The sequence below is a fragment of the Streptomyces sp. PL-29 genome, from assembly GCF_058344425.1.
Genome location: NZ_CP136996.1, coordinates 1,286,218 through 1,310,595, shown reverse-complemented (window position 1 = coordinate 1,310,595; position 24,378 = coordinate 1,286,218). Strand labels below are relative to the sequence as shown.

Below are 24,378 nucleotides of genomic sequence, written 5' to 3'. Positions count from 1 at the left end.
ACCCAACCAGCCAGCCATCGGAAGTACGGGAAGAGATGTCGGCACCGAACAAGTCGTACGACCCTGTCGAGGTCGAGGCACTGAAACCGGAAGAGATCGAGCGCATGCGGGACGAGGCGCTCGCCGCCTTCGCGTCCGCCGGCGACCTCGACGCGCTGCGCGAGGCGAAGACCGCGCACATGGGCGACCGCTCGCCCCTGGCGCTCGCCAACCGCGAGATCGGCGCCCTGCCCCCGCAGGCCAAGGCCGAGGCGGGCAAGCGCGTGGGCCAGGCCCGCGGCGCCGTGAACAAGGCCTTCGGGGCCCGCACCGCCGAGCTCGAGGCCGAGCGCGACGAGCGGGTGCTGGTCGAGGAGGCGGTGGATGTCACGCTGCCGTACGACCGCACCCCCGCGGGCGCCCGGCACCCCCTGACCACGCTGATGGACCGCGTCGCGGACATCTTCGTCGGCATGGGGTACGAGGTCGCGGAGGGCCCCGAGGTCGAGGCGGAGTGGTTCAACTTCGACGCCCTCAACTTCACGCCCGACCACCCGGCGCGCCAGATGCAGGACACCTTCTTCGTCCGGGGCCCCGAGGGCACCGAGGGAGACGAGTCCGGTGTCGTGCTGCGCACCCACACCTCCCCGGTGCAGGCGCGCTCGCTCCTGGAGCGCAAGCCGCCCGTCTACATCGTCTGCCCGGGCCGCGTCTACCGCACCGACGAGCTCGACGCGACGCACACCCCGGTCTTCCACCAGGTCGAGCTGCTCGCCGTGGACGAGGGCCTGACCATGGCGGACCTGCGCGGCACCATCGACCACATGGTCAAGGAGCTCTTCGGCGAGGAGACCACCACCCGGCTGCGCCCGCACTTCTTCCCGTTCACCGAGCCGTCCGCCGAGATGGACATGCAGTGCTACGTGTGCCGCGGTGAGTCGGTGGGCAACCCCGACCGCCCGTGCCGGACCTGCTCCAGCGAGGGCTGGATCGAGCTCGGCGGCTGCGGCATGGTCAACCCCAAGGTGCTGACCGCCTGCGGTGTGGACCCGGAGAAGTACAGCGGGTTCGCCTTCGGCTTCGGCATCGAGCGGATGCTGATGTTCCGTCACAACGTTGAAGACATGCGAGACATGGTCGAGGGTGACGTTCGTTTCACCCGGCCTTTCGGGATGGAGATCTGATGCGGGTCCCGCTTTCGTGGCTGCGGGAGTACGTCGACCTCCCCGCCGGTGCATCCGGTCGCGACGTCGCGGCCAAGCTCGTCGACGCCGGCCTGGAGGTCGAGACGGTCGAGCAGCTCGGCGCCGGGCTCAAGGGCCCCCTCGTCGTCGGCCAGGTGCTGACCATCGAGGAGCTTGAGGGCTTCCGCAAGCCGATCCGCTTCTGCACGGTCGACGTCGGCACCGCCAACGGCACCGGCGAGCCGCAGGAGATCGTCTGCGGCGCCCGGAACTTCTCCGTCGGTGACAAGGTCGTCGTGGTCCTGCCCGGTGCCGTCCTGCCCGGCGACTTCGCGATCGCTTCGCGCAAGACGTACGGCAAGACCTCGCACGGCATGATCTGCTCCGGCGACGAGCTCGGCATGGGCGACGACGGCACGCACGGCATCATCGTGCTGCCGCCGGAGCACGAGACCGGCACCGACGCGATCGAGCTGCTCCAGCTCGTCGACGAGGTGCTGCACATCGACGTCACCCCGGACCGCGGCTACTGCATGTCCCTGCGCGGCATCGCCCGCGAGGTGGCAACCGCCTACGGCCTGCCGCTGCGTGACCCCGCGCTGCTCGACGTGCCCGGCCCGAACTCGTACGGCTACCCGGTCAGGATCGACGACCCGGCCGGCTGCGACCGCTTCACCGCCCGCACCGTCACCGGTCTCGACCCCGAGGCGCGCTCGCCGATCTGGCTCCAGCGCCGCCTTCAGAAGGCCGGCATGCGTCCGATCTCGCTCGCCGTCGACATCACCAACTACGTGATGCTCGAACTCGGCCAGCCGCTGCACGCCTACGACCGTTCGCGGATCGACGGCACCATCGGCGTCCGCCGCGCCGAGCAGGGCGAGAAGTTCACCACCCTCGACGGGGTCAAGCGCACGCTCGACGCCGAGGACCTGGTGATCACCGACAACAGCGGGCCGATCGGCCTCGCCGGCGTCATGGGCGGCGCCAACACCGAGATCGCCGACTCCGTCACCGACCCGGAGACCGGCGCCGTCACCGGGACCACCGACGTGGTCATCGAGGCCGCGCACTTCGACTCCGTGTCGATCTCGCGCACCGCCCGCCGCATGAAGCTCTCCTCCGAGGCCTCCAAGCGCTTCGAGCGGGGCGTCGACCCGCAGGCGGCCGCCGCGGCCGCCCAGCGGACCGTCGACCTGCTCGTGCTCCTCGCCGGCGGCACCGCGGAGGCCGGGGTCACCGAGGTCGTCGCCCCGGGCGCGCCGCGCACCATCGCGATGGCCGCCGACCACCCGGACCGGGTCGCGGGCATGGAGTACGGCCGCGAGACCGTCGTGCGCCGCCTCCAGGAGATCGGCTGCGACGTCTACGGCCAGGACGAGCTCGTGGTCACGCTGCCCTCGTGGCGGCCCGACCTCGCCGCGCCCAACGACCTCGCCGAAGAGGTCATCCGGCTGGAGGGCTACGGGAACCTCCCGTCGACCCTGCCGCAGGTGCCCTCCGGCCGCGGTCTGACCGCCCGGCAGCAGCTGCACCGCCGGGTCGGCCGTGCGCTCGCCGGTGCCGGCTACGTCGAGGCGCTCAGCTACCCCTTCCTCGGCGAAGGCGTCTTCGACCAGCTCCAGCTGCCGGCGCACGACGCCGCCCGCCAGGTCGTCAAGCTGGTCAACCCGCTCTCTGACGAGGAGCCGGCGCTGCGCACCACGCTGCTGCCGGGTCTGCTCGGCGCGCTGCGCCGCAACGACAGCCGGGGCAGCCACGACCTCGCGCTCTTCGAGACCGGTTCGGTCTTCCGGGCCGCCGCGCGGCCGGGTGCCGCCGTACGGCTGCCCGTCGACCGGCGTCCCACCGACGAGGAGATCGCCACCCTGGACGCGGCGCTGCCCGCGCAGCCGCGGTACGCCGCGGTCGTGCTGGCCGGTGCGCGCGAGCAGGCCGGCTGGTGGGGCAAGGGCCGCCCGGCCGACTGGGCCGACGCGGTCCAGGCCGCCCGGGCACTGGCCGTCGAGGCCGGTACCGAGCTCGTCGTCCGCCAGGGCCAGTACGGCCCCTGGCACCCGGGCCGCTGCGCCGAGCTGGTCGTCACGGTCGACGGTGTGGAGCAGGTCATCGGCCACGCCGGCGAGCTGCACCCGCGGGTGGTCAAGGCCATGGGCCTGCCGGCCCGCACCAGCGCGATGGAGATCGACCTGGACCGTCTCGCGGCGGCCGGCGGCACGGCCGTCCAGGCGCCGCGGATCTCCTCCTTCCCGGTGGCGACCCAGGACGTCGCGCTGATCGTGGACGCCTCCGTCCCGGCGTCCTCCGTGGAGGCCGCGCTGCGCAAGGGAGCGGGCGAACTCCTGGAGTCGCTGCGCCTGTTCGACGTGTTCACCGGTGAGCAGGTCGGCGAGGGCAAGAAGTCCCTGGCCTACGCGCTGCGCTTCCGGGCGGGTGACCGGACGCTGACCGCCGAGGAGTCCACGGCCGCGCGCGACGCCGCAGTGGCGCTCGCCGGCGAGCGGACCGGGGCGGTGCTCCGGGGCGCGTAGCCGAACGGTCCCCGGACCCGATCAGTGCCTGATGGGGGGCGTATCCGCAACCGGATGCGCCCCCCCCCCGCGCCATGGCGGGTACGGGGAGCCGCTGCCTCACCTGTCGGGGTGAGGTCCCCACGGCCCATGCCGGGGGCAGCCGTCCGGTTGGTGCACCGGGGCGGCTCGCGGGCGGCGAGGCCCTGGCGGGCGCGCGATGCCCGGCGCCGGCCACGCGTGCCGGGCCTGGTGGATGGGCCCGGCACACGTCCGGTCCGGTCCGCTGCCGGGGCCCGGCGACCAACCGGGCGCCGGCGGAACCGGAAGGCGCCGCCCGCCTGCCGTGGAGTGTCGGGCAGACAGCAGGACGGGCGGCGCGGTGACGGGTCGTCGCACTGTTCGAGGGGGAGCCGACGACCCGAGCTCCTCTTGGCGAGGGTCTTCAGTGAAGCGCCTGCGGGGGTCCGTGCGGCAGAGTGCGGATCGCATTTATGCGCGTACTCACTTCACACCCCGTGTGAACCGCACACCCCACTAGCCTGGTACCGACGAGCTCCGGGAGCGGCCCATGCAGCCCAATGTCCTGCTCGACGCCCTCCTCGCCGAGGCGGGCATGTCCCACGCCGGGCTCGCCGCTCACGTGAACCAGGCGGGGCGTACCCGCGGGCTGGCCCTGCGCTACGAACACACCGCCGTGACACGGTGGTTGAAGGGGCAGCGTCCCCGCGGTCAGGTCCCCGACCTGATCTGCGAGGTGCTCGGAGGCCGCCTGCGGCGGCCCGTTGGGCTGGACGACATCGGACTCGGAGTGCCGGACCACCCCGGGGCCCTGCATGCCTCCCCGCTGAGCGGGTTCGTGGACCGGGCCGCTGCCCTGTGGCGTTCCGACGGCCAGGCCCGGCCCCAACTGCTCACCGCCGGGGCGGTCACCGGCACCCCGGCCGTCATCCCGGTCTGGGAGTGGGAGAACCCGCCGGAGGACGCCGACGTCTCGCGTGACGGGCCGAACCGGATCGGACCCGAGCACGTCGACGTCCTCAAGTCCGCCCGCGCCCACTACGAGCTGATGTACCGCCGGGCCGGCGGCGTGGCCACCCGAGATCGGATCGTCCGCTTCCTCGGCACCGAGACCGCGCCGATGCTGCGCGGGAGTTACCCCGACGACCTCGGCCGCCGACTGCACCGGGCCACCGGGTCCCTGGTGGCGGTGGCGGGCATCTGCGCGTACGACTCGGACGCGCACGGGCTCGCGCAGCGCTACTTCCACCAGGCGCTGCGCCTGGCCAAGGCGAGCGGCGACCGGGGACTCGGGGCGTACGTGATCGCCCTGATCGTCAACCAGTCCCTGCACCTGCGCGAGTACCGCCAGGCCGTCGCCTTCGCCGAGGCCGCACTGCGCGCCGCAGGCCGGCACACCACTCCGGCGCTCGCCGCCGACCTGCACGCCATGCAGGCCAAGGCGTTCGCCCAACTCGGCGACACCCAGGCCGCGCTGGCGTGCATCCGGGGCGCGGAGGCGGCCGCCGCGCGGATCCGCCCGGGCAGTGAGCCGGACGAGACCGGCTACGTACAGCCGGGCCTCGTCAATGTGCAGGTCGCCGAGGCGCTGCTCAGTCTGGGCGATCTGGAGGCCGCGCGGGTCCACGCGGCCGCCGCCGTCGGTACCCCGGCCCACGATCGCGGCCGGGTGCACCGGCTGGCGATGCTCTGCGAGATCCAGCTCCGCCAGGGCGAGGCGGACCGGGCCGCGGCGGGCGCGGCCGAGATGGCCGAGAGGGCTCGCGGGATGGAGTCGCTGCGGCTGCGCGACCGGCTGCGAGCGGTTCGCGAGCAGCTGCTGAACAGCGGTTGTTCCGAGGCGCAGGCAACCGTGCGGCTCATCGACGGGGCCCTGCGCGTTCCGCTGTGACAGGGCAGCTGCTGCGATGTGTGCCACCTACTCGAACGGAAGGCGGCACAACCGTGCAGTGGACGAACCTGAGTGAGCAGACCGTGTACAAGAACCGCTGGTTCGACGTGAATCTCGCCGACGTGGAACTCCCCGACGGCCGGCACCTCGACCACTTCGTGATCCGGCTGCGCCCGGTCGCCGTGGCCACGGCCGTCAACGAGGCCAACGAGGTGCTGCTGCTCTGGCGGCACCGCTTCATCACCGACAGCTGGGGCTGGGAGCTGCCCGCCGGGGTGGTCGAGGACGGCGAGGACATCGCCGCCGCGGCGGCCCGGGAGATGGAGGAGGAGTCGGGCTGGCGGCCCGGCCCGCTCCACCACCTGATGACGGTCGAGCCGTCCAACGGGCTGACCGACGCCCGCCACCACCTGTACTGGGCGGACGGGGCCACCTACACCGGCCACCCCGAGGACGACTTCGAGTCCTCACGCCGGGAGTGGGTCCCGCTGGGGCTCGTTCCCGACATGATCGCGGACGGGGAGATCCCGGCCGCCAACATGGCGGCCGGGCTGCTCCTGCTGTACCACCTGCGGCTCGGCCGGTAGGGCACCGCGACCCGGGCGGTCAGCCGTACGGGTAGAAGCCCGCACCCGTCTTGCGGCCCAGGCGGCCGGCGTCGACCATGCGCTGGAGCAGCGGGGGAGCGGCGTACAGCGGCTCCTTGTACTCGGCGTACATCGAGTCGGCGATCGAGGCGATGGTGTCCAGACCGATGAGGTCGGACAGCTTCAGCGGGCCCATCGGGTGGGCGCAGCCCAGCTCCATGCCGTTGTCGATGTCCTCGCGGCTTGCGATGCCCGACTCGAACATCCGGATCGCGGACAGCAGGTAGGGGACGAGGAGCGCGTTGACCACGAAGCCGGAACGGTCCTGGGCGCGGACGGCGTGCTTGCCGAGCACGTCCCGCACCAGGGCCTCTGCCCGCTTGATCGTCTCCTCGCCCGTGGTCAGCGCCGGGATCAGCTCGACGAGCTTCTGGACGGGGGCCGGGTTGAAGAAGTGGATGCCGATCACCTGGTCGGGCCGGGAGGTCGCGACGGCCAGCTTGACCAGCGGGATCGAGGAGGTGTTGGAGGCGAGGATCGCGTCCGGGCGGGTGATCACCTGGTCGAGGACCTGGAAGATCTCGGTCTTGACCTGTTCGTTCTCGACGACCGCCTCGATGACGAGGTCGCGGTCGGCGAACTCGCCGAGGTCGGTGGTGAAGGTGAGGCGGGCCAGGGTGGCGTCCCGCTCCTCTTCGGTGATCTTGCCGCGCTCGGCGGCCTTGGTCAGGGAGTTCTGAAGCCGGGTACGGCCGATCTCCAGGGCTTCGCCGGTGGTCTCGGCGACCTTGACCTCAAGGCCGCTTCGGGCACACACCTCGGCGATACCCGCGCCCATCTGGCCACAGCCCACTACGCCGACCCGTGTGATGTCGGAAGGGAGGTCAGTCACTTCGTGCCTTTCGCAGCTCATCCGTCGGCGGGTCCCCCGTGTGATTCCGGCGCCCGCCACGCCCCCCGACGTTACTCCCGACCTTGCGCGGCTCCGCGGGCCGGGGCGGGCATGCTGGGCGCACACCGCACACCGTCACTCAAAGAAACGGAGTCATCACATGGCGCACATCGGCCGACGGGCACTGCTGGCAGGGGCGGCGGGGGTGATCGCCGCCGCTTCGGGGGCACCGGCGTTCGCCGCGCCGCAGACCGCGGGCCCGCACTCCGGGCGGGGGGCCGGCACCCCCGAGTTCCGTGGGATGTGGATCGCGTCCGTCTCGAACGTGGACTGGCCCTCGCGCAGCGGGCTATCGGCCGCGACCCAGCGCAAGGAGCTGTTGGGCCTGCTCGACACCGCCGTCCGTCGCCGGCTCAACGCGGTAGTCCTCCAGGTCCGGCCGACCGCCGACGCGCTGTGGCCGTCCCCCTTCGAGCCCTGGTCGCAGTGGCTGACGGGCAAGCAGGGGGTCGATCCCGGCTGGGACCCCCTCGGCACGGCCGTCGCCGAGGCGCACGCTCGCGGCCTGGAACTGCACGCCTGGTTCAATCCGTACCGGGTGGCCAACCACGCCGACCTCGACCGGTTGGTGCCCGAGCACCCGGCGCGGCGGCGCGGCTGGACGGTCGAGTACGGCGGGAAGCTCTACTACAACCCCGGCGTGCCCGAGGTGCGGCGGTTCGTGCAGGAGGCCATGCTCGACGCGGTCACCCGCTACCCCCTGGACGCCGTTCACTGGGACGACTACTTCTACCCCTATCCGGTGGCGGGCGAGTACTTCGACGACGACGACGCCTACGACGCGTACGGGGCCGCCTTCCGGTCGAGGGCGGCCTGGCGCCGCAACAACACCGACACCCTGGTCCGCGAGATGTCCCAGCGGCTGCGCGCCCTGCGCCCCGCGGTCAGGTTCGGCATCAGCCCCTTCGGGATCTGGCGCAACTCCGACCGCGACCCGGCCGGATCGAAGACCCGGGGCCTTGCGGCGTACGACGACCTCTACGCGGACACCCGCAGGTGGGTCAGGGAGGGCTGGATCGACTACGTCGTTCCGCAGGTCTACTGGCACATCGGTCACGCGGCGGCCGACTACGCGGCGCTCGTCCCCTGGTGGGCCCGGACCGTCGCGGGCACCAGCACCGAGCTGTACGTGGGCGAGGCGCTGTACCGCTGCGACGGCGCGAGCCCCACGCCGGCCTGGCGGGATCCGGCGGAGCTGTCGAGGCACGTGCGTCTCGCCCGCGGATACCCGGAGGTCCGCGGCCATGTCTACTTCTCGGCGAAGCAGGTGGCCGCGGACCCCAACGGGGCGATGGCACGTGTGGTCGCCGACCATTACGGCTCGGCCGTGCCCCCGCGGTGAATTCAGTGCCTGGGCTCTGCAGGGTGGCGGACCACGCAGTCGGGTCCGGGAGCCATCAGCGCTTCGTGTCCGTCCTGGAATCGGACCCGGTACGGGGGCGTCCCGTTCTCGCCGAGCACCTGGGTGATCTCGCCCACCTTGTCGGGTTGTCCGACGATCCTGCCGTGCTGCACCAGCTGGTCGCCCTCGGTAGCTCGCATGTCTGACCTCCTCGGTGGCGCTCCGATCCGGTGCTAGCAGTTTAGGTCGTTCTGCTGCTGTTTGACCCGTTGGGTCACCGCGATGCAGACGAGAACCGCGCAGGCCGCGGCCGGTGCGGCGGGAGCGAGCCGCTCCCCGAGGAGCGCCACGGACCAGACCAGGGTCAGCAGCGGTTGCGCGAGCTGGAGCTGGCTGGCCCGGGGTGCCCCGATCTCGGCCATGCCCCGGTACCAGACGTACAGGCCGAGGAAGGTGGAGCCGGCCGCCGCCCAGACCAGGCCGGCCAGCCCGTGGCCGGTGAGGTGCACCGGCTCGTACACGAGCCCGAGCACGGAGCCGGCCACGGTGAGCGGCAGGCACAGCACCAGTGCCCAGCCGATCACCTGCCAGCCCGGCAGGACACGGGCGAGCCGGCCGCCCTCGGTGTACCCCGCCGCGCACACCAGCAGCGCCGCGAAGAGGTAGCCGTCTCCGGCGGAGAGCGAGCCGCCGCTCTGCGCGAGCGTGAAGCCGAGCACCACGGCGGCCCCGGCCACGGCCGCGGCCCAGAAGGCGCGCGGGGGGCGGTGGCCCGTGCGCAGCGCGGACAGGGCTGCCGTGGTCAGCGGCAGGAGGCCGACCACGACGGCGGCGTGCGAGGTGGTGGAGGTCTGCAGCGCCAGGGTCGTCAGCAGCGGGAAGCCGACGACCACCCCGCCGGCGACGACGGCGAGGCCCGCCCAGTGCGCGCGGGCGGGCGGCGCCACCCGTCGGGCCAGCAGGAAGGCGCCCGCGATGGCGGCCGCCAGGACGGAGCGCAGGGCCACCAGCGACCACGGGCCGAAGCTCTCCAGGCCCCAGGCGGTGGCGGGGAAGGTCAGCGAGAAGGCGACCACGCCGAGCGCGGCGAGGACCGTGCCCCGCGCCAACGGATTCTTCACCGCTATCGCGGTCGGGAGAGTAGCGCTATTCTGTGCTGTCATGTATGAGCGTAGCAGTGTGGTAGAGCTGGCGGATTCTCTGCGATCCGAGCTCAACCGCTACTCGGTGGGTGGAAAGCTGCCCTCCAGTCGGGCTTTGATCGAGCGCTACCGGGTCAGCCCCGTCACGGTCTCCCGGGCCCTGGCGCAGCTCGCCGCCGAGGGCCTCGTGGTCACCCGGCCGGGTGCCGGCGCCTTCCGCGCCGCCCCGCGGGCGGCGCTCCCCACGGCCGGGGACACCTCCTGGCAGGAGGTCGCGCTCAGTGCCGAGGGGGCCGGTGACGTCGTCCCCCGCTCGGTGGACGCCTCCGGGGTGCTGGCCTGTCTTGCCGCGCCGCCGCCGTCGGTGATCGCCCTCAACAGCGGCTACCTGCACGCCTCGATCCAGCCCGAACGGGCCATGGCCGCCGCGCTCGCCCGGGCCGGCCGGCGCCCGGGGGCCTGGGACCGGCCGCCCATGGAGGGGCTGCCCGAGCTCCGGGACTGGTTCGCCCGCGAGATCGGCGGGGCGGTCGGGGCCGCTGACGTCCTGGTGACCGCCGGCGGGCAGAGCGCGCTGACCACCGCCCTGCGGGCGCTGGCCCCGCCCGGTGCGCCGATCCTCGTGGAGTCGCCGACCTACCCGGGGCTGCTGGCCATCGCCCGGTCCTCCGGGTGCCGGCCGGTGCCCGTGCCGGTCGATGCCGAAGGGGTCCGGCCGGAACTGCTGGCCGCCGCGTTCGAAGCGACCGGGGCGCGCGTGTTCGTTTGCCAGCCGCTCTTCCAGAACCCCACCGGCGCGGTGCTGGCGCCCGCGCGGCGGGCCGAGGTGCTGCGGATCGCGCGGGCCGCCGGGGCGTTCGTGGTCGAGGACGACTACGCCCGCGCCCTCGGGCACGACGACTCCGGGCCGCTGCCCGCGACCCTGGCCGCCGAGGACCAGGACGGAGTGGTCGTGCACGTCAGGTCGCTGACCAAGGCCACCTCGCCCAGCCTGCGGGTCGGCGCGCTGGCCGCGCGGGGGCCGGTCGTGGACCGGCTGCGCGCCGTCCAGGTCGTCGACAGCTTCTTCGTGCCCCGGCCGCTCCAGGAGGCGGCCCTGGAGTTGGTCGGCGCACCCGCCTGGCCGCGCCACCTGCGCACGGTGGCCGCCGAACTGCGCCACCGGCGGGACGTGCTCGCCGGTGCGCTGCGGCGGGAGCTGCCCGGCTTGACCGTGGCCCATCTGCCCTCGGGCGGCTACCAGCTGTGGGCCAGGATGGCCGGGGGTGGCGATGACGCGTCCTTCGCAGCCACGGCCCTGCGCGCCGGGGTTGCGGTGGCTCCTGGCCGCCCCTATTTCTGTGCCGAGCCGCCCGCCCCGTACGTGCGGCTGGGCTTCGCCGGGGTCTCCGGCCCGGGCGATCTGGTGGAGGCCGTCCAGCGGATGCGCGCGGGTCTGCGGGAGGAGGCGAGGGCTCCGGACGCTTGACCCGCCGCCCCGCGCGGCCCACCATCGCCGCATGCATGTTCGGGTTTCGCTGGTCGCCGCAGCCCGTAGTTCCCCGCTGCTCGCCGAGCGCTTCGACGACGACCGCCCGCTGGACGGAGCCGGCTGGCGGGCGGTGGAGTCCGCCGCGCGAGGGCTCGTGCCCCTGGGTGCGGCCGAGCTGCGCTACTGCTCGCCGACCCCGCGCAGCCGGGCCACGGGCGAGGCCCTCGGGTACGCGCCGTTGGCCCAGCCGGCGCTGCGCGAGTGCGACATGGGCCGCTGGCGCGGGCTGACCCTCGCCGAGGTGACCGCCCGGGAGCCCGGGGCGGTGGACCAGTGGCTCGGCGACCCCTGGGCCGCCCCGCACGGAGGGGAGTCGCTGCTCGCCTTCATTTCCCGGATCGGCGGGTGGCTCGACACCCGGCCGGCGGACGACGGCGGCGCGATCGTGGCGGTGGCGGAGCCCTCCGTGGTCCGTGCCGCTCTCGTCTACGCCTTGAAGGCGCCCCCGCTGACCTACTGGAACGTGGACGTCCGGCCGCTGTCGACAGTGACCCTCACGGGCTGCCCCGGCCAATGGCACCTGTGCCTGCAGGCCCCCGCGTGACGGTCCCGTGACACCGGCCGGGCCCGGCTGGCTCCTGCGGCCCCCGCCGCGGTCCGGGCACCCGCCCCGTCCCCGGCATGATCGGCGCAATCGCCGCCGCGGCGCGGCCTTTCCTGCTAGACATCTTCCAGAGGGTGCCCTTCGCGCCCTTTCTTTCGGTGAGGGCCCTCCGCCGGGAGATCCACCGCATTGCATAAAACTGCGGCGGTACGTATAGTCATGCCATCGATGAGGAGGGTCCGATGGTGGTACGTGTAGCGGTGGCCGGAGCGAGCGGATACGCGGGTGGAGAAGTCCTGCGCCTGCTGCTCTCGCACCCCGAGGTGGAGATCGGCGCCCTGACCGGCAACTCCAACGCAGGGCAGCTCCTCGGCTCCCTGCAGCCGCACCTCGTGCCGCTCGCCGGGCGCACCCTGGAGGCGACCACCCCGGAGGCGCTCGCCGGTCACGACGTGGTCTTCCTCGCGCTCCCGCACGGCCAGTCCGCCGCCGTCGCGGCCCAGCTCGGCGAGGACGTCCTCGTCGTCGACATGGGTGCCGACCACCGCCTCAAGGACGCGGCCGACTGGGACGCGTTCTACGGCGCCCCGCACGCCGGGACGTGGCCCTACGGCCTCCCCGAACTGCCCGGCGGCCGTGCCGCACTGGAAGGCGCCCGACGGATCGCGGTCCCCGGCTGCTTCCCCACCGCCGTCTCCCTCGCCCTCTACCCCGCCTACCAGGCGCAGCTCGCCGAACCCGAGGCCGTGATCGTGGCCGCCACCGGGACCTCCGGCGCGGGCAAGGCGCTCAAGCCGCACCTGCTCGGCGCCGAGGTCATGGGCACCGTGACCCCGTACGGCGTGGGCGGCGGCCACCGGCACACGCCCGAGATGGTGCAGAACCTCAGCCCGCTCGCGGGCGAGCGCGTCTCCGTCTCCTTCACGCCGACCCTGGTCCCCATGGCCCGCGGCATCCTTGCCACCTGCTCGGCCAAGGCCCGCCCCGGCACCACGGCGGAGTCGCTGCGCGCCGCCTACGAGAAGGCGTACGCCGAGGAGCCCTTCGTCCACCTTCTGCCCGAGGGCCGGATGCCGTCCACCAAGTCCGTCCACGGTTCCAACGCCGTCCACGTCCAGGTCGCCCACGACGAGTCCGCCGGGCGGATCATCGCCGTCAGCGCCATCGACAACCTCACCAAGGGCACCGCCGGCGGTGCGGTGCAGAGCATGAACATCGCCCTCGGGCTGCCCGAGCAGCTCGGGCTTTCCACGATCGGAGTCGCACCGTGAGCGTTACGGCTGCACAGGGATTCACGGCTGCGGGCGTCGCCGCCGGCATCAAGGCCAACGGCAACCCGGACCTGGCCCTCGTGGTCAACAGCGGTCCGCGCCTGGCCGCGGCGGGCGTCTTCACCTCCAACCGCGTCAAGGCCGCCCCCGTGCGCTGGTCCGAGCAGGTCCTGCGCGGCGGCACGGTCTCCGCGGTGGTCCTCAACTCGGGCGGCGCCAACGCGTGCACCGGCCCCAAGGGCTTCCAGGACACCCACGCCACCGCCGAGAAGGTGGCCGCCACGCTCAACGGACACGGATCCGGCGGCGAGCACAACGCGGGCGAGATCGCGGTCGCCTCCACCGGTCTGATCGGCGTCCTGCTCCCCATGGACAAGCTGCTCCCCGGCATCGATGCCGCCGCCGCGGCCCTGTCCGAGAACGGCGGCGAGGCGGCCGCCATCGCCATCAAGACCACCGACACCGTGCACAAGACGGCCACGGTCACGCAGGGCGGGTGGACCGTCGGCGGCATGGCCAAGGGCGCGGGCATGCTCGCCCCGGGCCTGGCCACCATGCTCGTCGTCCTCACCACCGACGCCGACGTCGACGGTGCCACCCTCGACCGGGCCCTGCGGGCCGCGACCCGCACCACCTTCGACCGGGTCGACTCCGACGGCTGCATGTCCACCAACGACACGGTGCTGCTGCTGGCCTCCGGGGCGTCCGGGGAGGTGCCCGCGTACGCGGACTTCGCCGACGCCGTGCGCAAGGTCTGCGACGACCTGGCCCGGCAGCTCATCGGGGACGCCGAGGGCGCCAGCAAGGAGATCCGGATCGAGGTCGTGGGCGCCGCGAGCGAGGACGACGCCGTCGAGGTGGGCCGCTCCATCGCCCGCAACAACCTCCTCAAGTGCGCCGTCCACGGCGAGGACCCCAACTGGGGCCGCGTCCTGTCCGCCATCGGCACCACCGGGGCCGCCTTCGACCCGGACCGGCTCAACGTCGCCATCAACGGCGTATGGGTCTGCAAGAACGGCTCGGTCGGCGAGGACCGCGACCTGGTCTCGATGAAGGACCGCGAGGTCCGCATCACCGCCGACCTGTCCACCGGCGGCGAGTCGGCCGTCATCTGGGCCAACGACCTGACCGCCGAGTACGTCCACGAGAACAGCGCCTACTCCTCATGAGCGACGACAAGGCCGGCCAGCCCGGCACCTCCGGCGGCACCGCCCGCAAGCACACCGCCCTGCCCAAGGCGCAGATCCTCATCGAGGCCCTGCCCTGGCTCCGGCGCCACAACGGCAAGACCGTCGTGATCAAGTTCGGCGGCAACGCCATGGTCGACGACGAGCTGAAGGCGGCCTTCGCCCAGGACGTGGTCTTCCTGCACCAGGCCGGCCTGAACCCCGTCGTGGTGCACGGCGGCGGCCCGCAGATCAACGCCCAGCTCGACAAGCAGGGCCTGGTCAGCGAGTTCAAGGCCGGACTGCGCGTGACGACCCCGGAGGCCATGGACGTCGTACGGATGGTCCTGGCCGGCCAGGTCCAGCGCGAGCTGGTCGGTCTGCTCAACCAGCACGGGCCGCTCGCCGTCGGCATGACCGGCGAGGACGCCCGCACCATCACCGCGACCAAGCACAGCCCCCAGATCGACGGCGAGCTCATCGACATCGGCCGGGTCGGCGAGATCACCGCCGTCGACACCGGTGCCATCGAGGCGCTGCTGGCCGACGGCCGCATCCCGGTCATCTCCTCCATCGCCGGGAGCGCCGACGACCATCACGTCTACAACGTCAACGCCGACACGGCGGCAGCGGCGCTCGCGGCCTCCCTCGGTGCCGAGACGCTGATGGTCCTCACTGACGTCGAGGGCCTCTACGCCGACTGGCCGAACAGCGACGAGGTCATCAGCCGGCTCACCGTCAGCGAGCTGGAGAAGCTGCTGCCCGAGCTGTCCAGCGGCATGGTGCCCAAGATGGAGGGCTGCCTGCACGCCGTGCGCGGCGGTGTCGGCACCGCCCGCGTCCTCGACGGACGGGTTCCGCACTCGATCCTGCTGGAGATCTTCACGGACTCCGGCATCGGCACGATGGTCGTGCCCGACCAACAGCCAGGGGGAGCAGCATGACGAAGGGCACCGGCAACCAGGAGTACGGCGCCCGGTGGCAGGGCGCGCTGACCGACAACTACGGCACGCCCGCCGTCGCCCTCGTACGCGGCCGGGGCGCCCAGGTCTGGGACGCCGACGGCCGCCAGTACACCGACTTCGTCGGCGGGATCGCCGTCAACGCCCTCGGCCACGCCCACCCGGCGATCGTGGCGGCCGTGACCGAGCAGATCTCGACGCTCGGCCACGTCTCCAACCTCTTCGCCTCCGAGCCGGTCGTCGCGCTCGGCGAACGGCTGCTCCAGCTCTTCGGCCGCCCCGGCAAGGTCTTCTTCTGCAACTCCGGCGCCGAGACGATCGAGGCCGCCTTCAAGATCGGCCGGCTGACCGGGCGGACCCACATGGTCGCCACCGAGGGCGGCTTCCACGGCCGGACCATGGGCGCGCTCGCCCTCACCGGCCAGCCGAAGAAGCAGGAGCCCTTCGTGCCCCTGCCCGGCGACGTCACCCACGTCCCCTACGGCGACGCCGACGCCCTGCGGGCCGCCGTCACCGAGGAAACCGCGCTCGTCGTCATCGAGCCGATCCAGGGCGAGAACGGCGTCGTCGTGCCCCCGGCCGGATACCTGACGGCCGCCCGCGAGATCACCCGCGCCACCGGCACCCTGCTGGTCCTGGACGAGGTCCAGACCGGCATCGGCCGCTGCGGCCAGTGGTTCGAGCACCAGGCCCACGAGGGCGTCGAGCCCGACATCGTCACCCTGGCGAAGGGGCTGGGCGGCGGCCTGCCGATCGGCGCCCTGGTCGCCTTCGGGGCCACCGCCGACCTGCTCCGGCCCGGGCAGCACGGCACCACCTTCGGCGGGAACCCGGTCGCCTGCGCGGCGGGCCTCGCCGTCATCGACACCATCGCCGCGCACGACCTGCTGGACCGGGTCAAGGCGCGGGGCGAGCAGCTGCGCGCGGGCATCGAGTCGGCGGAGCACCCGCTGGTGTCCCACGTCCGCGGCGCCGGACTGTTGCTGGGTATCGTGCTGACCGAGCCGATCGCAGCCACGGTGCAGCAGGCGGCTCAGGACGCCGGCTTCCTGGTCAACGCGCCCGCCCCCGACGTCGTACGGCTCATGCCCCCGTACGTGCTCACCGAGGCCGAGGCGGACGCGTTCGTCCGGGCGCTGCCCGGCATCCTTGACGCGAGCAGCGGGGACGGATCCGGAGAATGAGACGACGATGAGCCAGGCGCAGGACAACGAGCACGGCGGGCAGGCCGTCCCGCAGACCCGCACGGCGCGCCACCGCCGGATCGTGGACATCCTCAACCGGCAGCCGGTCCGCTCCCAGAGCCAGCTGGCCAAGCTGCTCGCCGACGACGGCCTGAGCGTCACCCAGGCGACGCTCTCCCGCGACCTCGACGAGCTGGGCGCGGTGAAGATCCGCAACACGGGCGGGGAGCTCATCTACGCCGTGCCCAGTGAGGGCGGCTTCCGCACCCCGCAGGCCCCGCTCGGCGAATCCGCGAAGGAGGAGCGCATGCGGCGCCTCTCCGGGGAACTGCTGATCTCGGCGGAGGCCTCCGCGAACCTCGTCGTCCTGCGCACCCCGCCGGGTGCGGCGCAGTTCCTGGCCTCGGCCATCGACCAGGCCGAACTCCGCGAGATCCTCGGCACCATCGCCGGCGACGACACCCTGATGCTGATCAGCCGTGACCCGGTGGGCGGCCAGGCCCTCGCCGACCACCTCCTGCGGCTGGCGCAGAAAGAGGGCTGAGCGGGACGTTCGGGCCGGGCCGGGACCGACGCCGCCTAGTAGCGGGTGACCGCGAGCGGCCCGTCCTGCGTGCCGATGGCGATGTGCGGACGCCGGTCCGGATCCGCCCAGCGCAGGATCGCCCGCATGTCCCGCTCGGGCACCGACACGCAACCGGCCGTCGCTCCCTTGCCGTTGACGTGCAGGAAGATCCCGGCGCCCCGGCCGCGCACCGGGCGGTCGTAGTTGAAGGCGATCAGCAGTGCGTGCGCGTACTGCTGCTCGTAGCCGACCAGGTGCTCGGCCTCGCCCGGCGCGCAGTCCGCCGCCAGCGGCTCCACCCACCGGTTGTACGCCGCCGAGGCGTTGTCCTGGCACCACCAGGACTCCGCGGTCACCCGCCGGTAGCGGTACTCCGTCCCGGCCGGCGCACGCCGGATCCCGAAGGCGTAGGGGAGCTCGTACAGGCCGGTCGGGGTGGTGCCGGTGCCCTGGATCCGGGTCGCACCCTCGGCCAGACCGCCCGCCCCGAACCGGGCGGGCGCGCTCCCGGCCGCGTACCAGAGCCCGGCTCGCCGGTCCCACCAGGTCAGGCGGCCGGTCGTGGAGCCGGGCGCGGGCGCGACAGCGGTGATCAGCTGGCTGCCCCCGCCGGTGTCGGCGAGACGGTCGGGCAGGGGCCCGGACGGAGCCCCGGATCCGTGCGGGAGCAGGGCGGTGACGAGCAGTGAGCCCGTGACGAGAGCAGTACGCAGCACATGTCAGACGGTACGGGCAGGAAGGGGCAGCGGCAGCCCCGGCAGGCCGTCGAGGCTCGTCCCGATGTGATCCTTCTTCTCGCAGTACTCGGCGAACTCCTCGTCCGTCTTGCGGGCGAGGAACTCCGAATGGAGGGTGCGCTCACCCTGGTACTCCATGAGGGGGACGGCGTACCCGCACACGTCGGCGATCCGGCGGGCGTGCACCAGGATGACCGCCCGTGCGCCGGGCCCGTCGGCCTCGCCGAACAGCTCGATCAGTTCGGGCCAGCGCGGGTCGTCGCGGAAGACGGCCTCGCCCTCGCCGTGGATGCGGACGATGTTCGGGGGCCCGCTGAAAGCGCACCACATGAGGGTGATCCGGCCGTTCTCCCGGATGTGGGCGATGGTCTCGGCGCCACTGCCGCCGAAGTCCAGGTAGGCGAGCCGCTGTTCGTCGATGACGACGAGGGTGCCGGCGCGGCCCTTGGGGGACAGGTTGACGTGGCCGTCACCCGAGAGCGGGGCGGTCGCGGTGAAGAAGACGGGCTGTTCCTCGATGAAGGTGCGCAGCCTGCCGTCTATGCGTTCGTAGATCTTTCCCATGGGCAGATTATCTGCCCACGACTGCGGTGTAGGTCGCAGGATTTCGGCTGCCCTGCTCGCCGATGCGTGCGGGCGCGCCAATTGACGAAACATGCAGAGCAATGCATAGTTATGCCTGTCGATGGGTGTGCCGATGAGGAGTCCCGCGATGGAGTACGGCGTACCCGCCTGCTCCGGCGGCGTGCACACCCCCCGGCCCCACCGACGTCTTCGACCGGTCGCCGAAGACGCCGGCCGGGCGCGACCCGGCCTGATCGCCGCGCTGCCCAGCCCGCCCGAAGGCGGCCTCCCCGTTACCTCCGCGGCGGGGAGGCCGTTGCACATCCATCCATGCAGTCTTAGAGGAGCAGTAGCTGTGAGCAGCAACAACGCTGGTGACGTCCGGCTCTGGGGCGGCCGGTTCGCCGACGGCCCCGCCGAGGCCCTCGCGAAGCTGTCCGCGTCGGTCCACTTCGACTGGCGCCTCGCGCCCTACGACATCGCCGGCTCGCGCGCCCACGCCCGTGTGCTGCACACGGCGGGACTGCTCACGGCCGACGAGCTCACGCGCATGATCGACGGCCTGGACCGGCTGGAGGCGGATGTCGCCGACGGCTCCTTCACCGGCACCATCGCCGACGAGGACGTGCACACCGCGCTGGAGCGGGGCCTGCTGGAGCGGCTCGGCGCCGATCTCGGCGGCAAGCTGCGGGCCGGACGGTCCCGCAACGACCAGGTGGCCACCCTCTTCCGGATGTACCTGCGCGACCACGCCCGCATCATCGGCGGCCTCATCGCCGACCTCCAGGACGCGCTGGTCGGCCTCGCCGAGAGCCACGCGGACGTGGCGATGCCGGGCCGCACCCACCTCCAGCACGCGCAGCCGGTGCTCTTCGCCCACCACGTGCTGGCCCACGTGCAGTCGCTGTCCCGGGACGCGGAGCGGCTGCGGCAGTGGGACACCCGTACGGCGGTCTCCCCGTACGGCTCCGGCGCGCTGGCCGGTTCCTCGCTGGGCCTGGACCCGGAGGCCGTTGCCGCGGAGCTGGGCTTCGAGCGGGGCTCGGTGGGCAATTCGATCGACGGCACGGCCTCGCGCGACTTCGTCGCCGAGTTCGCCTTCGTCACCGCGATGATCGGGATCAACCTGTCCCGGATCGCGGAGGAGATCATCATCTGGAACACGAAGGAGTTCTCCTTCGTGACCCTGCACGACGCCTTCTCCACGGGCTCGTCGATCATGCCGCAGAAAAAGAACCCGGACATCGCGGAGCTGGCGCGCGGCAAGTCCGGCCGCCTCATCGGCAATCTGACGGGTCTGCTCGCCACCCTCAAGGCCCTGCCCCTGGCCTACAACCGGGACCTCCAGGAGGACAAGGAGCCGGTCTTCGACTCCTGCGACACCCTGGAGGTCCTGCTGCCGGCCTTCACCGGCATGATGGCCACGCTCACCGTCAACCGGGAGCGGATGGAGGAGCTGGCCCCGGCGGGCTTCTCGCTCGCCACCGACATCGCGGAGTGGCTGGTCAAGCAGGGCGTTCCGTTCCGCGTGGCGCACGAGGTGGCAGGCGAGTGCGTCAAGGAGTGCGAGGGGCTCGGCATCGAGCTGGACGAGCTCACGGACGAGCAGTTCGCGAAGATCTCGGAGCACCTGACCCCCGAGGTGCGCACCGTCCTGAACGTCCGGGGCGCGCTCGCCTCCCGCAACGGCCGCGGCGGCACCGCCCCCTCGGCGGTCGCGGCCCAGCTGAACGAACTGAAGGCCGACCTGGTCATCCAGCACGCCTGGGCCGTCCACAAGCAGTAGCCATCCCCACAGTCCCCGCCGCCCTGCGGCCCACACGCCCGCCGACCCGGGTCCGGGCCTGTACGTCCGCACGCGGCGGAACCCCCGGAGGGGCGGCGGGAGCCCGGTGCTCCCGCCGCCCCTCCGGCGCGTCCGCCACCGACCCGGTCCGCATCGGCCGCCCGGTGTTCCGCGTCACGCGGCCCAGTTCGCCAGGGCGTCGAAGTCCTCCCGCGCCAGGCCGATCTGCTCGTCGATGCGCATCAGCAGGGTCCGCGCCGGGTGGTGGCGGTCGACCCACTCGCGGTCCATCGCCGTGATGTCGTCGTCGATCCAGGCGAAAGGCCGCTCGCCCGCATATTCCAGGATGTATTGGGTCTTCCAGAAGGTGCCGGCCGGCGCCCGGCCGTGCATCACCGGCCAGTCGACGAACGGAAGCCGGGGCAGGCCCAGAAGAGGGCCTATCCAGTCGTTGGCCTCGTCCTTCCAGGTGGTCGCCCAGACCAGCTCGTACGCCTTCGCGAGCGCGATCAGCTCCGGGCCGTGGCCGTGGTTCAGCCAGACCCGCAGCGGCTTCGCGCGTTCCTTCTCGGACCAGCCCGTCGGCCGCATCCGGTGGGTGGAGTACCCCGCGGGGCGGCGCTGGGCCCGGGCCGCGTAGGGGTTCAGGGGGCCGTCCACGTCGATCAGCAGCAGTGGCTTCATCGCGGCAGGATTCCGTTCCGGATGCCCGCAGGCATTCCATTTTTCTCTGAGTGAGACGTTGGCGTCTCAATTGGGGTACACTTGTCTCATGGCCATGGATCGTGACCAGGTGCTCCGCGATGCGGCCGCCCTGCTCTCCCGCAAATCGACCGCCACGATGGACGAGGTCGCCCGCGCCGCCGGAATCGGGCGCGCCACCCTCCACCGGCACTTCGCCGGACGTGACGCCCTCGTACGCGCCCTCGAAGATCTCGGCATCCGGGAGTTCGAAGTGGCGTTCGACAATGCCCGCCTCGACGAGGGCACCGCGGTGGAGGCGCTCCGGCGCCTCGTCGCCGAGGCCGAGCCCAACGCCGAGCTGCTGGCCTTCCTCGTCACCGAGAATCAGCTGTTCGAGGGCGACGAGGTCAACGAGGGCTGGGCCCGGCTCGACGCCCGGGTCACCGCCCTGTTCCGGCGCGGCCAGGAAGAGGGCGACATCCGCATCGACCTGAGCCCCGCCTGGCTCACCGAGGCCCTCTACGGCCTCATCGGCAGCTGCGCCTGGGCCGTCATGGACGGCCGGGTCGCTGCGAAGGACTTCCAGTACATGATCACCGAGCTGCTGCTCGGTGGCGCCCGACGGAGTGTGGAGAAATGAGTCGTACCGAACAGCTGGCGCGTCGGACGGGGGTGGAGGAAAGGAGCCGCGGACGCTGGCTCGCGCTCTCCGTGCTCGTCCTGGCCGTGCTGCTCGTCGCGGTCGACGCCACGGTCCTCGGCCTGGCCACGCCCTCACTCAGCGAAGACCTCAAGCCCTCCGGCACCCAGCTGCTGTGGATCGGCGACATCTACTCCTTCGTCATCGCCGGACTCCTGGTGTCCATGGGCTCCCTCGGGGACCGCATAGGCCGCAAGAAGCTGCTCCTCGCCGGCGCCACCGCCTTCGGCGCCGTCTCGGTCCTGAACGCCTACGCCACCAGTCCCGAGATGATGATCGTCGCCCGCGCCCTGCTCGGCGTGGCCGGTGCCACCCTGATGCCGTCCACCCTCGCGCTGATCCGCAACATCTTCACCGACCCGCGGGAGCGCAGTCTCGCCATCGGCATCTGGGGCGCCACCGCCTCGGCCGGCGCGGCCATCGGCCCGGTCGTCGGCGGAGCCCTCCTCCAGCACTTCTGGTGGGGCTCGGTCTTCCTCATCAACCTCCCCGTGATGATCGCCCTGGTCCTCGTCGGAATCAAGCTGCTTCCCGAGTCCCGGAACCCGGTCGCCGGCCCCTGGGACCTGCTCAGCGTCGGCCTGTCCCTCGTCGGCGTCATCGGCGTGGTCTACGCCGTCAAGGAAGCCGCCACGCACGGCATGACCTGGGAGGTCGCGGTCGCCGCGATCCTCGGCGCCGGCGCCCTCTACACTTTCGTCCGCCGCCAGTTCACCCTGCCGTCCCCGCTCCTCGACATGCGGCTCTTCCGGCACCGCGGCTTCTCCGGCGCCGTCCTCGCCGACCTGCTCACCGTCTTCGGCCTGTCCGGACTGGTCTTCTTCCTCTCCCAGTTCCTCCAGCTCGTCCAGGACCGCGGCCCGCTCGAGGCAGGCCTGGCCGAACTGCCCGCCGCCATCGGCGCGGTGGTCACCGGGCTGGTCGCGGGCCGGTACGCCCGCAGGTACTCGGTGCGCTCCGTGGTGACCGGCGGCCTCGCCGCCATCGGCGCCGCACTGGCCGTCCTGACCATGATTCACAAGGAGAGCGGATACCCGCTGCTCGGCGCGGCCCTGCTCGTCGTCGGCCTCGGCGCCGGCTTCTCCTTCACCGTCACCGCCGACGTGATCCTCTCCAGCGTGCCCAAGGAGCAGGCCGGATCGGCCTCCGCCGTCTCCGAAACGGCGTACGAGCTGGGTGCCGCCCTCGGTATCGCCCTGCTCGGCTCCATCGTCACCGGCGTCTACCAGGGCTTCACCGCCCCGGCCTCCGTCAGCGGACCCGTCGCCGACGCCGCGCACGAGTCCCTCGGCGGGGCCGTCGAGGCTGCCGGGGCACTGGACCCGCAGACCGCCGCCCACATGGTCGGAGCCGCCCAGGACGCCTTTGTCGACGGCCTGAGGCTGGCCTCCGGAGCCGGCGCGGCCGTCCTGCTGGCCACCGCCGTGGCCGCCTGGTTCCTGCTCAGGGGCCAGCGGCTCCAGGAGAGCGTCGAGCACTGACCCGACGCCGCGTCAAGAGAGGGTGTCCCGGCCCTGGTTGACAGCCCATGGAACCCCGGGACACCATCCCGGCGATGGAGATCGACGATCTGACCCCGGCCGAGCGCCGCGTATGGGAGGCCTTCCCGCGCGGTGACGGCATCGACTTCCGGGAGCACCCCGAGGACAGCTCCGTCGACGGGGCCGGCTGGGGACCCGGTCGCACGCTGCGTGCCGAGGTGCTGCGCGCCCTCCTGCTCGGTGCCGCCCCCGCCGTCGACGGCCGGGTCGCCGGGCTCAAGATCAAGGGCGCGAGGATCGTCGGCAAGCTCGACCTGCGCTACGCGGTGATCGACCACCCGATCCGGATGCGCGACTGCTGGTTCGAACGCAAACCGCTCCTGTACGGCGCCCAGCTGAAGGCCCTGGTCCTCGGCTACTCCACCCTGCCCGGCCTCACCGCGGCCACCCTGCGCGTCGACGTCGTCCTGCGGCTCTCCTGCTGCCGGATCAGCGGCCCCGTGCGGCTCCAGGGCGCCAAGATATCCGGCGGCCTCTTTCTCCAGGGCGCGGTCGTCGGCCCCACGGCGGGCGAGGAGGCGGACGAACCCCCGCTCCAGCTCAACCACGCGGAGATCGGCACCGACATCATCGCCAACGACCTGACCGTCCACGGCCAGCTCCGCCTCAACGGAGCCGTCGTCGGCGGCCAGGTCAGCCTCGACGACGCGCGCCTGCTCGCCCCCGGTGGCATCGCCCTGCACGCCGAAACCCTCTCGGTCGGCACCAACCTGCACGCCGCGCGGGCCCGGACGCAGGGCCGCGTCAACCTCACCGGCTCGCGGATACCCGGCCGCCTCAACCTCGCCCGCGCCGTTCTGGAGAACCCGGGCGGCATCGCCCTGCGCGCCTCCAGCTGCACCGTCGGCGAGGTGTGGCTGCCGTCCTGCGAAGACGTACGGGGCAGCGTGAACCTCAGGCGATCCCAGTTCGACCTGCTGAACATGCGGCCCGGCACCTGGCGCGACCCGCTGCGCCTGGACGGTCTGACGTACCGCACGCTGGGCCCGCACCTGCCCGCCGAGGAGCGGCTGGCCGCGCTGGAGACCGGCGAGGCAGGCTACCTCCCGTACCCGTACGAACAGCTGGCCGCGGCCTACCGCACCGCGGGTGACGAGGAGGCGGCCCGCACGGTCATGCTCGCCAAACTGCGCCGGCACCGCCGCACGCTGCCCCGGCACACGCGCCTGTGGGGACTCCTGCAGGACGCGACCGTGGGCTACGGCTTCCGGCCGCTGCGCGCGGCCGGCTGGCTGACGGCGCTGCTGCTCACCGGGGCGATCGCGTTCGCGCTGGAGCCCCCGCGCCCGCTCAAGCAGGGCGAGGCGCCGGACTTCAACGCCGTCTTCTACACCATCGACCTGATGATGCCGATCATCGGCTTCGGTCAGGAAGAGGCCTTCGCGCCGAGCGGCTGGTACCAGTGGCTGTCGTACGTGCTGATCGTGACCGGCTGGATCCTCGCCACCACGACGGCGGCGGGCGTCAGCCGGTCACTGAGGCGGCAGTGAGGGCCGCGGAGGACCTGGAGAGCGGCGGAGGCCGCGGGGGCCGCGGAG

At 72.6% G+C, this 24,378-nt stretch carries 22 protein-coding genes; 16 read left to right on the top strand and 6 right to left on the bottom strand.

The genetic code is table 11. The features are described from left to right. The first annotated feature begins 35 nt into the window (after positions 1–35). From pheS to R4Z63_RS05965, 4 genes are all read left to right on the top strand, one after another. Positions 36–1,163 (top strand): phenylalanine--tRNA ligase subunit alpha, encoded by a 1,128-nt coding sequence (pheS, locus tag R4Z63_RS05980; protein ID WP_037925903.1) that lies wholly within the window; start codon positions 36–38, stop codon positions 1,161–1,163. Continuing rightward, complete coding sequence (gene pheT / locus R4Z63_RS05975) at positions 1,163–3,691, top strand: phenylalanine--tRNA ligase subunit beta (protein ID WP_037925906.1); 2,529 nt, start codon at positions 1,163–1,165, stop codon at positions 3,689–3,691. The genes pheS and pheT overlap by 1 nt, the downstream gene beginning before the upstream one ends. Positions 3,692–4,241: 550 nt before the next feature. Continuing rightward, positions 4,242–5,582: an NsdA family TPR-like regulatory protein gene (locus R4Z63_RS05970; RefSeq protein ID WP_384451824.1), complete on the top strand. Its 1,341-nt coding sequence runs from the start codon at positions 4,242–4,244 to the stop codon at positions 5,580–5,582. Positions 5,583–5,635: 53 nt separating this feature from the next. Further along, positions 5,636–6,169 (top strand): NUDIX hydrolase, encoded by a 534-nt coding sequence (locus R4Z63_RS05965; RefSeq protein ID WP_037925912.1) that lies wholly within the window; start codon positions 5,636–5,638, stop codon positions 6,167–6,169. A 19-nt stretch (positions 6,170–6,188) separates the two neighbouring features. On the opposite strand, the gene R4Z63_RS05960 is transcribed toward R4Z63_RS05965, so the two are convergent. Continuing rightward, positions 6,189–7,082, bottom strand: coding sequence for a 3-hydroxybutyryl-CoA dehydrogenase (locus R4Z63_RS05960; protein WP_046780433.1), 894 nt, complete (start codon positions 7,080–7,082; stop codon positions 6,189–6,191). Positions 7,083–7,221: 139 nt separating this feature from the next. On the opposite strand from R4Z63_RS05960, the gene R4Z63_RS05955 reads away from it, so the two are divergent. Further along, complete coding sequence (locus R4Z63_RS05955; protein WP_384451819.1) at positions 7,222–8,463, top strand: glycoside hydrolase family 10-like protein; 1,242 nt, start codon at positions 7,222–7,224, stop codon at positions 8,461–8,463. A gap of 2 nt (positions 8,464–8,465) precedes the next feature. Here the strand turns inward: R4Z63_RS05955 and R4Z63_RS05950 are convergent, their stop codons facing one another. Beyond that, positions 8,466–8,663 carry a DUF1918 domain-containing protein gene (locus tag R4Z63_RS05950; protein ID WP_030656039.1) on the bottom strand — a complete coding sequence of 66 codons (198 nt, stop codon included), beginning with the start codon at positions 8,661–8,663 and terminating at the stop codon, positions 8,466–8,468. Between the two features lie 33 nt (positions 8,664–8,696). After that, the gene (locus R4Z63_RS05945) at positions 8,697–9,626 is read right to left on the bottom strand and encodes a DMT family transporter (RefSeq protein ID WP_384451816.1); all 930 of its coding nucleotides are present in this window, start codon (positions 9,624–9,626) and stop codon (positions 8,697–8,699) included. Here R4Z63_RS05945 and R4Z63_RS05940 point away from each other — a divergent pair. The 7 genes from R4Z63_RS05940 (at position 9,625) to R4Z63_RS05910 (ending at position 16,807) form a co-directional block, all read left to right on the top strand. Further along, positions 9,625–11,073 (top strand): aminotransferase-like domain-containing protein, encoded by a 1,449-nt coding sequence (locus tag R4Z63_RS05940; protein ID WP_384451814.1) that lies wholly within the window; start codon positions 9,625–9,627, stop codon positions 11,071–11,073. The two genes, R4Z63_RS05945 and R4Z63_RS05940, sit on opposite strands and share 2 nt — an antisense overlap. 31 nt (positions 11,074–11,104) lie before the next feature. After that, on the top strand, positions 11,105–11,680 hold the full coding sequence (locus R4Z63_RS05935; RefSeq protein WP_384451810.1) for a histidine phosphatase family protein: 576 nt from the start codon (positions 11,105–11,107) through the stop codon (positions 11,678–11,680). A gap of 242 nt (positions 11,681–11,922) precedes the next feature. After that, on the top strand, positions 11,923–12,951 hold the full coding sequence (argC, locus tag R4Z63_RS05930) for an N-acetyl-gamma-glutamyl-phosphate reductase (RefSeq protein ID WP_384451807.1): 1,029 nt from the start codon (positions 11,923–11,925) through the stop codon (positions 12,949–12,951). Next, positions 12,948–14,120: a bifunctional glutamate N-acetyltransferase/amino-acid acetyltransferase ArgJ gene (argJ, locus tag R4Z63_RS05925; RefSeq protein WP_491522520.1), complete on the top strand. Its 1,173-nt coding sequence runs from the start codon at positions 12,948–12,950 to the stop codon at positions 14,118–14,120. The genes argC and argJ overlap by 4 nt, the downstream gene beginning before the upstream one ends. Further along, positions 14,117–15,061, top strand: a complete 945-nt coding sequence (gene argB / locus R4Z63_RS05920; protein ID WP_491522519.1) for an acetylglutamate kinase — start codon at positions 14,117–14,119, stop codon at positions 15,059–15,061. The genes argJ and argB overlap by 4 nt, the downstream gene beginning before the upstream one ends. Next, the gene (locus R4Z63_RS05915) at positions 15,058–16,263 is read left to right on the top strand and encodes an acetylornithine transaminase (protein WP_384451798.1); all 1,206 of its coding nucleotides are present in this window, start codon (positions 15,058–15,060) and stop codon (positions 16,261–16,263) included. Before argB ends, R4Z63_RS05915 begins: the two co-directional genes overlap by 4 nt. Positions 16,264–16,270: 7 nt before the next feature. Next, a complete protein-coding gene (locus tag R4Z63_RS05910) occupies positions 16,271–16,807 on the top strand; it encodes an arginine repressor (RefSeq protein WP_037925941.1) in 537 nt (178 codons plus the stop codon). Positions 16,808–16,842: 35 nt separating this feature from the next. On the opposite strand, the gene R4Z63_RS05905 is transcribed toward R4Z63_RS05910, so the two are convergent. Further along, the gene (locus tag R4Z63_RS05905) at positions 16,843–17,541 is read right to left on the bottom strand and encodes a L,D-transpeptidase family protein (protein ID WP_384451836.1); all 699 of its coding nucleotides are present in this window, start codon (positions 17,539–17,541) and stop codon (positions 16,843–16,845) included. Positions 17,542–17,547: 6 nt separating this feature from the next. After that, positions 17,548–18,129 carry a pyridoxamine 5'-phosphate oxidase family protein gene (locus R4Z63_RS05900; protein WP_037925944.1) on the bottom strand — a complete coding sequence of 194 codons (582 nt, stop codon included), beginning with the start codon at positions 18,127–18,129 and terminating at the stop codon, positions 17,548–17,550. 355 nt (positions 18,130–18,484) lie between these two features. Between R4Z63_RS05900 and argH the strand changes: the two genes are divergently transcribed. Continuing rightward, positions 18,485–19,915 carry an argininosuccinate lyase gene (gene argH, locus R4Z63_RS05895; protein WP_037925946.1) on the top strand — a complete coding sequence of 477 codons (1,431 nt, stop codon included), beginning with the start codon at positions 18,485–18,487 and terminating at the stop codon, positions 19,913–19,915. Positions 19,916–20,089: 174 nt separating this feature from the next. Here the strand turns inward: argH and R4Z63_RS05890 are convergent, their stop codons facing one another. After that, positions 20,090–20,599, bottom strand: a complete 510-nt coding sequence (locus R4Z63_RS05890) for an HAD domain-containing protein (RefSeq protein ID WP_384451795.1) — start codon at positions 20,597–20,599, stop codon at positions 20,090–20,092. Between the two features lie 88 nt (positions 20,600–20,687). Between R4Z63_RS05890 and R4Z63_RS05885 the strand changes: the two genes are divergently transcribed. The 3 genes from R4Z63_RS05885 to R4Z63_RS05875 all read left to right on the top strand — a co-directional run bounded on the left by R4Z63_RS05885 (position 20,688) and on the right by R4Z63_RS05875 (position 24,330). Further along, positions 20,688–21,239 (top strand): TetR/AcrR family transcriptional regulator, encoded by a 552-nt coding sequence (locus R4Z63_RS05885; protein ID WP_037925951.1) that lies wholly within the window; start codon positions 20,688–20,690, stop codon positions 21,237–21,239. Beyond that, the gene (locus tag R4Z63_RS05880) at positions 21,236–22,780 is read left to right on the top strand and encodes an MFS transporter (protein ID WP_384451790.1); all 1,545 of its coding nucleotides are present in this window, start codon (positions 21,236–21,238) and stop codon (positions 22,778–22,780) included. The genes R4Z63_RS05885 and R4Z63_RS05880 overlap by 4 nt, the downstream gene beginning before the upstream one ends. Positions 22,781–22,854: 74 nt before the next feature. Then, entirely contained in the window at positions 22,855–24,330 is a 1,476-nt protein-coding gene (locus R4Z63_RS05875; protein WP_384451787.1) for a membrane-associated oxidoreductase, read from the top strand. Positions 24,331–24,378 lie beyond the last annotated feature (48 nt).